Below are 13,608 nucleotides of genomic sequence, written 5' to 3' on the forward strand. Positions count from 1 at the left end.
CGGGGCGGTGGCGTGATGTTGCGATCGGCGTGGTGTGCGTTCGGGAGTGCTTAGCAGTCGGTGCGAAGTTCACCGCTGCCGCCGGGCGCGGTCGGGCGCGTGGGCGTGCCGGGGTGCTCGGTGTGATCGATCTTGGCGGTGATGTCGGCGATCGCCTGGGTGAGCGCCTGGTCGCTGGCGGTCTTGTTCGCGGCGAGCTGTGCGCTGAGCGCGCTGTAATCCTCGCGCAGCTGCTCGACGGCGGTGGCGTTGTCGGCGGCGGCCTGGGCGACGTGCTCCACGGATGCGTGCACATCGGCGAAGCGCTGCGCATCGTCGGCGCCTTTGCGCGTGAAGAGCGCGCGGATGCGATCGAGCAGCGGCACCGCCGGCTCGGGTTCCTCATCCTCGAGCTCGATCGCAATCTCTTCCGCCGCGGTGAAGAGGTTGTCGGGCGCTTGCTTGCGCGAGGCGAACGGGTTCGCGGTGGGATTTTGCGCGGCGAAGGCGAGGATCTCGGTGCTCAGGCTCGCCGGCGAATCGGTGACGCCCATGCCGACCAGGTAGGCCATGCCGGTATTCGCGAAGTTCTCGGCCACCTCGATCGAGGAATAGATCTTCTGGCGCTGGCCGACCAGGGCGATCAGTTCCTCGGTGGGATCGATCTGCGCGAAGAGGCTGATCTTTCCATCGATCTCCTCGATCTTCACCGCGGTCACGTCGCCCATCGCGCGGAACGCGCCTTGTGCGTTCGGGTTGATCCCGCGGATGTGCTCGATGAAGATGCGAGCGCCATACGTGACCGGGTTGTATGTTGCCGCGATCTCCTGCAGCCATTTCCGCTCGATCTTGCGGCCGTCGGTGGTAGCGCCTTCCGTCGCGACGCGGAAAAATTTCGACTTGCGAGCCATGCGGGATCCCTCTGATCGTTTGGGCGATTCGTAGGGGCATAGGCTCGGCGGCGCGACGTAATAGCAGCAACCGCGGCGGACTGTAGAACAGCGATGCACAGTGGCCGCGGCTCAGAGGTATCGATCGCGCGCCCTAGGCTGCGGCCATGCTTGCAACGCCGCCGCAAACTGACCAGCGCCGATACTTTCGCTCCCTCTACTGGCAAGGGTGGCGAGTCACGGACATCGCCGAAACCTATGGCGTAGCGCGCACAACCGTCGAGAGCTGGAAATCGCGAGATCGCTGGGATGACTTCCTGCCGATCGATCGCGTCGAGTGCTCCCTCGAGGCGCGCATGATGCAGCTGATCGCGAAGGATCAGAAAACCGGCGGCGATTTCAAAGAGATCGATCTGCTCGGCCGGCAGATCGAGCGCCTGGCGCGCGTGCGGCGCTATGCCCAGCCCGGCGGCCATGAGGGCGATCTAAATCCAAATATCGAGCGCCGCAATGCGGGGCCGAAACGGAAGCCGGCGCGCAACGTTTTCAGCGATGAGCAGAAAGATCGGCTGATCGAAAACTTTGAGGCCTCGCTCTTTGGGTATCAGCGCCGATGGCGTGAGAATGCGCTGAGCGAGCGCATCCGCAACGTTCTCAAGTCCCGCCAGATCGGCGCGACGTTCTACTTCGCTCGAGAGGCGCTGGTTGATGCGCTCGAGACCGGACGAAATCAGATCTTTCTCTCGGCGAGCAAAGCCCAGGCGCACGTTTTCCGCCAGTACATCGTTAATTTTGCGCGCGAGGTTGAGGTTGATCTTTCCGGCGATCCGATCGTGCTGCCGAATGAGGCCACGCTCTATTTCCTCGGAACGAATGCGCGCACGGCCCAGAGCTATCACGGAAATCTATATTTCGATGAGTACTTCTGGGTTTATCAGTTCCAGCAGCTCCGAAAAGTTGCGAGCGGCATGGCGATTCACAAGAAATGGCGACAGACGTATTTCTCTACGCCGTCGAGCATTACTCACGATGCCTATCCGTTTTGGAGTGGCGATCTATACAACAAGGGGCGAAAGAAAGAGGACCGGGTAAAGATCGACGCCAGCCACGCGGCGCTAGTGGACGGGCGCCGCTGCGCGGATGGCCAGTGGCGCCAGATCGTTACCGTCGAGGATGCGGTGCGCGAAGGGTGCGATCTCTTTGATCTGCAGCAGTTGCGCCTCGAGTACAGCGCGGACGAATGGGCGAATTTGCTCATGTGCGAATTCATCGATGACACGGCATCGGTGTTTTCACTGACTGAGATGCAGCGCTGCATGGTGGACAGCTGGGAAGTCTGGGAGGATTTCAAAGCATTCGCCGCGCGGCCTTTCGGTAGTCGTGAGGTGTGGGTCGGTTACGATCCGGCGATGCACGGCGATTCGGCCGGCTGCGTTGTCGTCGCGCCGCCTGCAGTGCGCGGCGGGAAGTTCCGCATCCTTGAAAAGCATCAATGGCGCGGCATGGATTTCGCCGGTCAAGCGGATGCCATCAAAAAGCTAACCGATCGCTATCGCGTCACGCATATCGCGATCGACGCGACCGGCCTCGGCGCCGGCGTTTATCAGCTGGTAAAGCAATTTTTCCCAGCGGTTCGGAGTATCAATTACTCGATTGAAGTGAAAAATCGCCTGGTGCTTAAGGGTAAAGACGTTATCGCCAGCGGCCGCCTCGAGTTCGATGCGGGTTGGACGGATCTCGCGCAGGCCTTCATGAGCATCCGGAAAACGATGACGGCGAGCGGCAGGCAATCCACCTTTGAAGCCGGCCGCAATGAAGAGATCGGCCACGCCGATCTAGCGTGGGCAACCTTGCACGCGCTCGACAATGAGCCTCTCGAGGGCATTGGCGGGCGTTCCTCTAGCATTTTGGAGATCTTCTGATGAACGCAACCGCGCACGCGGCTCTCGCTACCGAAACCGCAGGCGATGGCGTGAGGGCCGCGCCGGCGAGGGGGGTCGAGGCCTTTTCTTTCGGCGATCCGACGCCGGTGCTCGATCGGCGCGAGCTGCTCGATTACATGGAATGCGTGACCAATGGCCGATGGTACGAGCCGCCGGTTTCCCTCGAAGGTCTCGCGAAAACCTTCCGCAGCAGCCCGCATCATTCCTCTGCGATCTACGTGAAGCGGAACATTCTCGCGCGCACGTTCAAGCCGCACCGGATGCTCTCGCGCGCCGATTTCAATCGGTTCGCTCTCGATTACCTGGTGCTCGGCAATAGTTACCTCGAGCGCCGTGATGCGCTGAGCGGGAAGCCGTTGCGCTTGGTGTCATCGCTGGCTAAGTACACGCGCCGAGGCCTGCAGGCTGGGCAGTTCTTCTTTGTGCCAGGTTTTGGCAAGGTGCACGAATTCAAAGCGGGCAGCGTGTTCCATCTGCTCGAGCCGGATCTCAATCAGGAGATCTATGGCGTGCCCGAGTACATGAGCGCGCTGCAATCGGCGCTGCTCAATGAATCGAGCACGCTATTCCGCCGCAAGTACTACATCAACGGATCGCACGCGGGTTATATCCTTTACATGAGCGATCCGTCTCAGACTGAGGACGACATCAACGCGGTGCGCGAAGCGCTTCGCAATTCAAAGGGCCCGGGCAATTTTCGCAACCTTTTCCTCTATTCGCCCAACGGCAAGAAAGACGGCGTGCAGGTGATCCCGATCAGCGAGGTCGCGGCGAGAGATGAATTCCTCGGGATCAAAGACGCGACGCGCGATGACATTCTGGCCGCGCATCGCGTGCCGCCGCAGCTGCTCGGCATCGTGCCGAAAAATACTGGCGGGTTCGGTGCAGTCGAGCCGGCTGCGAAGGTATTCGTTAAGAACGAACTGGAGCCGCTGCAGAGCCGCTTCTGCGAGATTAACGATTGGATTGGTGAGGAGGTGATTAGCTTCTCGCCGTATGAGCTTGGCACATCTCTTTGACCTTTTGAGTAAAGGGCTCAGTGCGAATCGTGTCGCGGTGAAAGTCACCTGCTGCAGCGGAGTCCACTATTTGAGCAGCGTCTTTGAGCAGCTTTTCGGCCTGGGTGGTGTCCCAAATAGCCTCAATGAGTGGCTGGCAATAGCGCGCCATTTCGTGAGAGTTGGCGCGAGGAACGGCGCCTGGCTGCATCAGAAGGCGCGTGGCCATGATGATGTGGTACCGCGCTGGCTTGTATTTCGAGTCTAGCTGACCATTGCGGAAGAGGAATTCGATTCGGTAGTGCGCTGAGGCTGAGAAGAAATAGGGTTCAAGTTTGTCGGTTGCGCCGAAGATCGTTTTCCCAATTTTTTCGAGAAGCAGCCGGTAAGTGCGTGTGGTTCGGTGCGGTTCCTCAAGGAAGCAGGAGGCATGCGCTCGTATCAGGTTTGAAGGCGTTACGATTCTTGTTTTTTCGACGCTCGCGTTGGAGCTGTATTGCCTTGATCGACGTTCGTAGTAAAGGCGTTGCGCAGGTGCCATTGATTGGAAATACACCTCGGCCTTCTTTGCGAAGTCCGATAGCGCAATTAGCTGCTCCTCTTTGACTTCTGTTTGTCTGTTTGTCGCTTTGACAATGGACGCCGTTATGTCCTCGTCGTCTGTCGCGATGAGTCGCAAGGGAACGACAACGCTACTGTCGAGCAGTTCCCGGTTGTCGAAGAGTACGTGGCTCGTCTGGCAACCGTTTACAACCTGATAATCTTCTATGTGCACGCGATTCCCGGTTGCGCGCAACGTCTTAGCGATTATCGTGACTCCGTTATTCATGAGCGAGAATCGTGCTCTCTGCGCTGGGATTTCCAGGCTAGCTTTGATCTCACTATTGACTGCGTTGTACTCCTGCCAATCGCGAACATTGTCGTAGAAGATTCCTTTAAGAATCTTTCCATCGCCATCGTCTAGCAATTTCAGAAACTCTTCTGCCGGGAGCAGGCCTAGATATGCCTCCTTTACTCCTGGTATCTCCGGCGCGACGGTTTTCTCTGCGAAAGTGAAGTCGCGGGAAACTGCGTTTTTTGACTGGTTGTAGAGTCGCTGAATGGCGCTTGCATCAATTGGTGCCAGGTCAATGGACCGAAATATTCCAAGCTGCGTAAGGTCGGCGATGACGGCCTCTCGCCTTGTTTCTAGGTTGCGATCTCCCGTCCACTGCCCAGTAGTTACATAGAAGAGCCTGCAGACCGGGTTGCCTCTTGTGAACTTGCTGCTGCGCGAAAAAACGGCGCTCATGATTTCCGCGGCGGCCTTTATCTCATCATTGCGAGGAAGGGCAGGCCGCTCCTTAAAGAAATCGGCGACTCCAAAACCAAAGTTCGAGATCTTGGAGGCATCGAAGTTTGACGTCGTTTCTGCCTGCACGAAGAGAAATGTCGCATCGAGGAAGTTGTTTGTTGTAACCAACTCTTCGACTAGTTCTGGATCGGTTACAAGCTGTCCATTGACGATGATTGCAACAGCATCGATGCCCGTATCGTCACCACCGCCGCTTGCGATCTCGGTAGCGTCGAAGGTGTCGTTTACATACGGGTTCACGGTGAGAAAAGCAGCGAAGTGCTCGAATCGCTTGCTCTCGGGCTGCTTCTCGATGCCGGCCTCGCTTGAGAAGTCGTCTAGAAGCGCCTTTGTAATTCGATCCATGCCTTTTCCCGGTAGCAGCTGTTGATCTTGGGACGCTATCACGCCATCGGGGGGCGTGTTTACCATTCGCGCATCATCGTCCCGCGTTTACACGGCGATGGTCTTCGACTTCTTCGGCTATCAGGTCTGCATAGCGCCACGCCCACGCGGCCACGTAGCGCAGCGCCACCTCATGGCTGGTGAACTCCCGGTAGTGGCGGCCGCTCTCTAACCAGCGATGGATCCCGACGATGGTCGAGGCCTTGCCGATGCTTGGCTGCACTGAGGCCACCGCCGGGCCCGCGCCATCGAGCACGATCTGCCGCGCCTCGGGCGTCGGGCGCCGGTGTTGCTTCACGTGTGGCAGCTGCCAACTAAACCGCTCAGGCAGCGGCGGAAGGTTGTCCACGTCCGGAGGGGTGAGGCCGCGGTGCATGGGCCGATTCTCAGCCAGCGGCGTCGCACCTGGCGCGAGCGGGCCCCCGTCCATTCGGTTTTTACCATGAGCGTACGGAAACCTTCACCAACACTCACGGCGCGCGGTCGAGACCCCGCCACGCCTTGCCGCCTCCTGGCTCGCATTCGACTCAGATCGCGCAGGCCGCTCTCAGCGAGGCGCGGCCTGGCGATGCGAGGGCGCGGCGAACAGGGGATTCCGACGCGATCAGACGCGCTCGGGCGGAGTTTCGGGAAGCGATCGAGGTGCTCAGCACTAGGCCGATCACCAGGCTCTCTCAGGCTCTATCCGAGGTGGCCATCGGAAAAAGGTAATCCCGGTAACAGGGTCCGAAAACCCGATCTAACTCCCTGATCCGATAGGGGAAGGATAATTACCTTTCAAGGGTAATCCGGGGTAACTTCCAAGGTAATCAGTTCCTAACACGTTGATTCTATTGAGTCTCTTCCGGCCCATAGATCACTAGAGAGAAAGGTAACTAGTTATTCTCAAATTACCTTTTGATTACCTTTCGCCGGCTCTCGCAAGCCTTTGATCCCGTTCGGAAAAGCGATGGTTTCCGGATGGCGTTACCGAAATTACCTTTTTCCGATGGCCTCACGACTTGGCGGGATACAACGCATTCGATCGCCGTGGCCATTGCTGGCGCGCCAGCTCGTGCGCGATCGCGCCGCCCGCCGCTTCGGTGGGGTGCCTGGTGACGCTGGCCAGCGGCGATCGCCGGCGAGATCTCGGGTGCTCGAGGCCGCTCCGCGGCGCCTGGTGGCGCGCCCAGCGCCGGGGCGATCGATGGATGAGAGTTGGGGTAGTGCTGGCCAGCGGCGAAGCGAAGCGACTGGCGGCCGGCGGCTGCGTCGGCGAGAGGGATCAGGCCGCGGTGCGGCGGCGGCTGCGCACGGGCGGAATGATGCGGATCCTGGTGCGGTGCTGCAGAGAAACTCGGGGGTTAAGTTCGGATCCCCGTGGACATGCCTTGCCCAAAGTCGCAGCACGATGTCCGCTTTCGACCCAAAGCGGACAAGTAGGTCGAGTGGCGCACCCGAGGAGCGCGCCACCCGAATTGCCTGGTTCTGTCGGGCTGGCGTCCCGTCAGGATTTGATGAACTCGAGAAGGTCCGGGTTGAGGACGTCCGCGTGGGTGGTCAGCATGCCGTGCGGGAAGCCAGGGTATGCCTTCAGCACGCCCTTCGCGAGCAGCTCGACCGCGCGCGGCACCGAACTGGCGAACGGCACGATCTGGTCGTCTTCGCCATGCATGACCAGGACCGGCACCGTGATCTTCTTCAGATCTTCGGTGTAGTCCTCCAGCCAGGAGAAGACGGTCTCGTAGTGGGCCAGGGCGCCGCCGGCCATGCCCTGGCGCCACCAGTTCGCGATCACCGCCTCAGACGGCTTGGCGCCCGGACGGTTGAATCCGTAGAACGGACCTTCCGGGACTGCCCGGAAAAACTCCGACCGGTTGCCAACCACGCCTGACTTGACCCCGTCGAAAAACTCCGGCGGCTGACCGGCAGGGTTCGCGTCGGTTTTCACCATGTTCGGCGTCAACGAGGCCACCAGCACTGCCTTGGCGACCCGCTCCTGGTGGCGAGCGACGTAACGGGCCACCTCACCGCCGCCGGTGGAGTGCCCGACGTGGATCGCGTCGCGGAGGCCGAGGTGTTCGGTGAGTGCAGCGAGGTCGGCGACCCAGTGGTCCATGTCGTTGCCGGTGGCCACTTGCTCGGACCGACCGTGCCCGCGCCGGTCATGGGCGATCACCCGGTAGCCGTGGTGAAGGAAAAACATCATCTGGGCGTCCCAGTCGTCGGCTGACAGGGGCCAGCCATGGCTGAAGACGATCGGCTGACCGGATCCCCAGTCCTTGTAGAAGATCTTTACGCCGTCCGGAGTGGTGATCGTAGGCATCGCTGGTACTCCCATGAGAGATTGATTGAAGTGTTCGTACTCCGCGAGGCATCGAGGGTGCTGCCAGCGGCTTCTTTCGAAGACTTGTTTCACAATGCGAATCTGATAACCAACGACCGGGACGCACTCCGTTACTCTGCGATGGATCCTTGGATGTCCATCGTCGCCACGCCTTTGGTCCTGGCGCTTGAACGCATCGAGTACAAGAATCGGCCGATGATCGAGCACTCGGAATGCGGCGACCACGCCAGTGAGAACTCCACCTGGGCGCTTGATTCGTCGATGGGGACGAAGACCACTCCCGGAAAGCTCACCTCTGCCTGACTTTGTTGCGCGAGCGTCACGCCGAAGCCTGCCGCCACGAGGCTGAAGATGGTTTGCTTTCCAGCAGGAACGGGATTAAGCGGCATGCCTGGCCCCATCATCCTGGCGTAGAACTCCCGCATGGCGTGGCTTTGTGCCCAGTCCTGGACGTAGATGTTCTCACCTAGCAAATCGCTCCAGCGGAGTGATGCGCGTTGTGCGAGCGCATGCTCCTGGGGTACTGCCGCCACCATCCGCTCGCGATAAAGTGGCTCCATGACGATGCGCGGCCATGGCGCGTAGCTGGGTATGAGCGCGACGTCGATGCGTCGCGCCACGAGCTCAGAGAACAACTCCACATCCGGCAGTTCGTGGACGACCAGGCGCACGGCGGAATGACCCTCGCGCCAGCGCGCGAGCATGCCGCGCAGAGGCTCGCCCAAGGGGGGCGACCGAACGCCAAGCCGAAGCTCTCCTGCAATTCCCCGCGCCGCTCCCGCTGCGACCTCCGTCACTGTCTGCAGGCTGGCGAGCATTCGTCTTGTTTCAGTAAGCACCGGTCCAGCAGCAGGAGTCAGCGCAACACCTTGCTTGCTTCGCTCGAACAGGTTCAGACCCAGATCCTCCTCCAGTGTCGTCACGCTTCGGGTCAAAGTCGAAACCGAAATGCCCAGCCATTCGCCAGCGGCGGAGAAGCTGCCGTGTTCGGCGACGGCGACGAAATACTTGAGGCCAGTAAGTTGCATGAGTCCAGTCGATCTGTTCTTCAAGGAAAGCGAAGTCCTGAACCGGGGCTCCGGAGGCCGCCCCGACCCGCGCAATGAAAGGAATTGAGCCTCAGTACTTCCACAGCCCGGCGATGGGCCGGTGCCGTGCGGCTACGTGTCGGCACTCGCACCACAACGGCTCGCAGTTCAGCCGGGGTGATGTTTCGCCAGACTCTATCGGAGGATATGACCGACCACATCTCGTCTCTTGCACAACTCGTATTGCTTCGGGAGCAACGATCAGTTGGAATCGAGGCGATCCATTGCAGAGATGAGATGGCGCCGAAGGACAGTGTCTCCAGCGCGCACGGACATCCAGTGACTTCTCCTAGCAGCTCATAGAAGACACCCGGGCGTGTGGATTTCGCGTGTAATTCAGGGGTGTCTTTGGAGGGCCAAGGGAGCGGATGTGCCGTAGCCCATCGCGCCGCACTCGAAGGCGATGCTGCGTTGCAGAAAAACGTGTCAATACGGCCGGAAGCCAGGGCCGATTCCAGTGCGCATTCAAACCAGCGCGACTCACGCCTGCCTCGAACGACCAGGCGAGCAGTGCTCGTTTGTCGAGCCGGCTGTGGCGCCAACTCCACGGGGCCACCCTGGCTCCATGTCCGCTTCTGGCCGATAGCGGACATTTCAGCAGCTAGGCTGCGGGCCGGTACCGGCTGCGAGGCGAAAGCTTGATCTGAATGGGTTTGCGGTGGGCGAGGGCGAGTCGGGGGTTAAGCTCGGATCCCCGTGGGGACGCCAGTTGAAAACACTCAGGGCTGCCGAAAGGCGGCCCTGAGTGTTTCTGTGCATCATCAGGCAACAGCAACGGGGCGCAGTTCTAGTGAATGATCCGCATCGAACCAGACATCCGGTCTTCGCATTCGCGCTGCTCGCAGTGATGGCGATCGTTGCATTGACTGGCTGCGCTTCGGCGCCACAGCCGGCCTACGAAGATCGCGATCAACCCGTTTCCGTCCAGGACATCGAGATCCTCGACAAGGCCGACGCGCTGTTGAAGAGCGAAGCCGACTGGAACCGCAAGGACACGCGCGAGTGCCAGCCCGATGCCGCGACGCTGAGCCTGTTCTGCGCGCTGCAGAAGGCGAGCATCAGCGTGCTGGGTGAGTACGACCACAGGCGGGTCGCGCTGCAGGAAGTCCGCTTCGCGATCGAAGATGTCTCGGGTGGGCGCGAGTTCGAGCATCGCATGATGGATTTCAACAACCTTCCCGAAACCAGTTTCGCCGACGTGAAGAAGGTGCTGATCATCGCGCGCGACCGCGTCTCGAAGCGCTTGCAGACGCCGTAGTCCAACCGGCGCGGCTCAATTGAGCCAGTCGATCGCGGCCTGCAGAATCTCCTCCGACAGCGCCTCGTCATCCACCGCGCGCGCAAGCGACATCGCGCCAGACAGACAGGCCAGCGTCGCCAGTGCGCGATCGCGTCGCGCCTTGGCATTGCGCCCGGGCACATGTGCGGCCAGCAGTCCGACCAGCGATTCGACGCCCTGCGTGAACGCGGTTTGCATCGGCTGATCCTGGCGAGCCGAATCGGCGCCCAGCGATGGCATGGGACAGCCTTCGCCGGGATTGTCGCGGTGACGTGTCGACAGATATCCCTCGACGAAGCGCTTCAGTGGCGGCACGTCGCTTTCGCCAGGCCCCAGCAAGCGCGACCAGCGCCGCTGCTGCAGGTCATCGAACGCCAGCGCGCAGGCCTCGGCCGCGAGCGACTGCTTGGACTGGAAATGCTTGTAGAAGCCGCCGTGGGTGAACCCCGCCGCCTTCATCAGGTCGGCAACGCCTATGCCATCGACGCCGCGTTCGCGAAACAGCGTGGCGGCGACTTGGACGATCCTTTCCCGGCTCTGTTGCGCGGCTTCCTTCGAAACTCTCATGTCGTGCGCTTCCTGTTGGGGGCGGTTGCACTGTTGGATTGTCGCTTCAGATCGGGTCGGCCTTGCCATCGCGTACGCGTACCGTCGCCGACATCCCCGGCCGCAGGCTGGCCAGTTCGGGCTGGTCGAGCAGGGCGATCCTGACCGGGATGCGCTGGACGATGCGGGTGAAATTGCCTGTGGCATTGTCCGGCGGCAGCAGCGCGAACTGTGCGCCGCTTGCAGGGGCCAGGCTGTCGAGGCGGCCATGGAAGGTGATGCCAGGGACGGCGTCGATGACGACCTCGACCGTGGCGCCGGCCTGCATGCCCTCGAGTTGCGTTTCCTTGAAGTTGGCCACCACCCACAGTTCCGCCGGCACCAGTGCGATCAGCTGAGTGCCGGCCTTCACGTATTGGCCGACGCGGGCAATGCGCTCGCTGACGCGGCCATCCACCGGAGCACGCACGACGGTGCTTTCGACGTCGAGTGCGGCCAGGGACACGGAGGCCTCGGCGGCGCCGATGTCGGCGAGCAGTTGCGGGCGCTGGCTCTCGAGCACGGCGATGCGCTGCCGGGCCGCCGCCAGGCTGGCCTGGGTTTCGGCGACACGGGCCACGGTCACTTGCTCGGCCGATTCGGTCTGGTCGAGCTGCGACCTCGAGATGAGCTGGTCACTGACCAGCTGGCGCGCACGCGTGGCGTCGCGCCGGGAGCGCTCGGCCTCGGCCTGGGTCTGCTGCACGCCGGCTTCGGCCTGGTGGATCAGCGAGCGCTGCAGGCCGAGTTGCGCGTCCAGATTGCCCACCGCGGCCTTGCGCGCGGCGAGCGCGGCGTTGGCCTGCGCCAGGCGTGCCTGGAAGTCGCGGTCGTCGATGCGGAACAGCACGTCGCCGGCACGCACCGGCTGGTTGTCATGGACGACGACGTCGGTGACATAGCCGGAGATCTTCGGGCCGATCTGGGTGATGTCGCCGCGCACATAGGCATTGTCGGTGTAATGCCGGTCCAGGCCCTGCACGACGCCGCCGGGCGACACCATGGTGGCGGTGACCGCCGTTGCGGTTCCGGCGACAAGCAGGCCGACGAGGGTGGCGGTTCGGAGTTTCACGGTGCGACTCCCTGGGGCGATCCCAGGCGGGGAAGGGGAGGAGAACGGCCGATCAGGATCGAGGCGAAGGCGACCACGGCGATCAGGATTGCGACCAGCGCGTAGGCATCGTTGATGGCCAGCAGCCAGGCTTCGCGGCGCACGTTTCCGGCGATCAGTCCGACGGCGCGGGCGCTGGCTACGGTTTCGTCGCCGATCCGGCTGGTGATGGCGCCGGCCAATGCCGAGAGGCGGTCGGATGCCAGCGGGTCGAGCCAGGACACGTGCTCGGTCAGCACGTTGGAATGGAATTTCTCGCGTTCGGTGACGAAATTGGTGACCAGGCCGGTGCCGAGCGTGGTGCCACCCAGCGTGGTCGCGTTGAAGGCCAGCGATGCGGTCGGCAGGTCCTCGGGCTTGAGCGAGCTGGCGCCAATCAGCAAGTCGGGCACCAGGAACAGCATCTGGCCGACGCCGAACAGGGCGAGGGTCCAATGCAACTGTTCGGCGCCGTCCTGGTTGCTGGCAAATGCGGCAAGGCCGGTGCCTATGGCGCACAGGAGCAGGCCGAGGCTCATCGGCACGCGGCCATCCACGCGCTGCAGCACACGCCAGACCAGCGGAAACACCGCGACCTGCGGCAACAGGCACCACAGCAGCGCGGCCGAGGTCTGCAGCGGGCGGTAGCCCTGGGTCAACGCCAGCTGCTGCGGGACCAGGTAGACGGTCACGGCGAAGCTGGCGCGGAACAGCAGGTTCATCGCGATCGGGATGGCGAAACGCCGGTCGAGGAACTTGGCCGGGTTGAGGATCGGCGACGGCGAGTAGCGGCTCATGAAGAAGAACCCGGCCCAGGCGCCGATGCACAGCGCGGTCGCCCAGGCGATCGTCGGGTTGTCGAGCCAGAAGCGGCGCGTGCCCTGGTTCAGCACCAGCATCAGCGCGGCCAGGCCCGCGGCCAGCAGCGCCATCGCGCCCCAGTCGGTCTTGAGCGCATTCCAGTTCAGCGCGCTGCGCGGAAGCCACGCCAGGCCCGCCAGGACCATCAGCGCGCTGAGCCAGAACTGCACGAGGAACAGTCCGCGCCAGCCCAGCAGCGATTCGACCAGGCCCGAAAGCACCGGGCCGGCGGTGACGGATACCAGCAGGACGAAGGCCAGCAGCGACAGCGCGAACGGCAGGCGCGGCCCCTTGAACAGCATGAACACGGCCAGGAACGCCAGCGGTCCGAATCCGCCCGCCGCAACGCCCTGGATCCCGCGAAGGACCGCCAGCTGCGGCACCGCCGTGGCGAGGGTGCACAGCCAGGCGCAGGCGGCGAATATCGCGGCGGTGGCGAGGTAATAGCGGCGCAGGCCGAAGGTCCGGGCGAACGGCCCGGAAACGATGATCCCGACGAAGCTGGTCATCGTGTAGACGGTGGAGATCCACGACACCTCGTCGGCCGACGCGCCCACGCCACCCTGGATATCGGCCAGGTTGGTGCCGGTGAACTGCGCGGTCATGGTGGCGATGAACGAACCGCCCAGGGCGGTCAGCAGGACAAGGCCGTCGCGTGGAGCGGCGGGCTCGACGCTTTCGCTGGTCCTGACGCTGACGGTGTCCATGGGGTGGTGGTGGAACGGGAGGGGGTTGGGGGAGGATGCGCGTTAGATTATGAACATAATCTAACTGTCACGGGCCATCGGCAGGCGTACGGGGCTGGCAGCGGGCACCCGTCAGCGGGGCCGC

11 protein-coding genes are annotated in these 13,608 nt (G+C 62.3%); 3 read left to right on the forward strand and 8 right to left on the reverse strand.

All coding sequences use genetic code 11. The features are described from left to right. Positions 1–50: 50 nt before the first annotated feature. Complete coding sequence (locus tag AB4Y64_RS09870) at positions 51–890, reverse strand: GPO family capsid scaffolding protein (protein ID WP_441816264.1); 840 nt, start codon at positions 888–890, stop codon at positions 51–53. 146 nt (positions 891–1,036) lie between these two features. Between AB4Y64_RS09870 and AB4Y64_RS09875 the strand changes: the two genes are divergently transcribed. Next, complete coding sequence (locus AB4Y64_RS09875) at positions 1,037–2,791, forward strand: terminase ATPase subunit family protein (RefSeq protein ID WP_441816265.1); 1,755 nt, start codon at positions 1,037–1,039, stop codon at positions 2,789–2,791. Next, positions 2,791–3,831: a phage portal protein gene (locus AB4Y64_RS09880; RefSeq protein WP_441816266.1), complete on the forward strand. Its 1,041-nt coding sequence runs from the start codon at positions 2,791–2,793 to the stop codon at positions 3,829–3,831. Before AB4Y64_RS09875 ends, AB4Y64_RS09880 begins: the two co-directional genes overlap by 1 nt. Here the strand turns inward: AB4Y64_RS09880 and AB4Y64_RS09885 are convergent. The 4 genes from AB4Y64_RS09885 to AB4Y64_RS09900 form a co-directional block, all read right to left on the reverse strand. Then, entirely contained in the window at positions 3,794–5,575 is a 1,782-nt protein-coding gene (locus AB4Y64_RS09885; RefSeq protein WP_441816267.1) for an AIPR family protein, read from the reverse strand. The genes AB4Y64_RS09880 and AB4Y64_RS09885 overlap by 38 nt on opposite strands. A gap of 7 nt (positions 5,576–5,582) precedes the next feature. Continuing rightward, positions 5,583–5,924 (reverse strand): hypothetical protein, encoded by a 342-nt coding sequence (locus tag AB4Y64_RS09890; RefSeq protein ID WP_441816268.1) that lies wholly within the window; start codon positions 5,922–5,924, stop codon positions 5,583–5,585. Between the two features lie 1,110 nt (positions 5,925–7,034). After that, positions 7,035–7,853: an alpha/beta fold hydrolase gene (locus AB4Y64_RS09895; RefSeq protein ID WP_441816269.1), complete on the reverse strand. Its 819-nt coding sequence runs from the start codon at positions 7,851–7,853 to the stop codon at positions 7,035–7,037. Between the two features lie 131 nt (positions 7,854–7,984). Then, the gene (locus AB4Y64_RS09900) at positions 7,985–8,902 is read right to left on the reverse strand and encodes a LysR family transcriptional regulator (RefSeq protein ID WP_441816270.1); all 918 of its coding nucleotides are present in this window, start codon (positions 8,900–8,902) and stop codon (positions 7,985–7,987) included. Between the two features lie 907 nt (positions 8,903–9,809). Here AB4Y64_RS09900 and AB4Y64_RS09905 point away from each other — a divergent pair. Next, positions 9,810–10,220: a DUF6197 family protein gene (locus AB4Y64_RS09905; protein ID WP_441816271.1), complete on the forward strand. Its 411-nt coding sequence runs from the start codon at positions 9,810–9,812 to the stop codon at positions 10,218–10,220. A 15-nt stretch (positions 10,221–10,235) separates the two neighbouring features. Here the strand turns inward: AB4Y64_RS09905 and AB4Y64_RS09910 are convergent, their stop codons facing one another. The 3 genes from AB4Y64_RS09910 to AB4Y64_RS09920 are packed head-to-tail and all read right to left on the reverse strand — an operon-like array spanning position 10,236 to position 13,484. Then, positions 10,236–10,877 carry a TetR/AcrR family transcriptional regulator gene (locus AB4Y64_RS09910; RefSeq protein WP_441816272.1) on the reverse strand — a complete coding sequence of 214 codons (642 nt, stop codon included), beginning with the start codon at positions 10,875–10,877 and terminating at the stop codon, positions 10,236–10,238. Then, positions 10,855–11,898, reverse strand: coding sequence for an HlyD family secretion protein (locus tag AB4Y64_RS09915; RefSeq protein ID WP_441816273.1), 1,044 nt, complete (start codon positions 11,896–11,898; stop codon positions 10,855–10,857). Before AB4Y64_RS09915 ends, AB4Y64_RS09910 begins: the two co-directional genes overlap by 23 nt. Further along, positions 11,895–13,484, reverse strand: a complete 1,590-nt coding sequence (locus AB4Y64_RS09920) for an MFS transporter (protein ID WP_441816274.1) — start codon at positions 13,482–13,484, stop codon at positions 11,895–11,897. The genes AB4Y64_RS09915 and AB4Y64_RS09920 overlap by 4 nt, the downstream gene beginning before the upstream one ends. Positions 13,485–13,608: the final 124 nt, after the last annotated feature.

Origin of the sequence: Lysobacter sp. TAF61, assembly GCF_052113485.1 — a bacterium.
Taxonomy (GTDB): Bacteria; Pseudomonadota; Gammaproteobacteria; order Xanthomonadales; family Xanthomonadaceae; genus Lysobacter_J.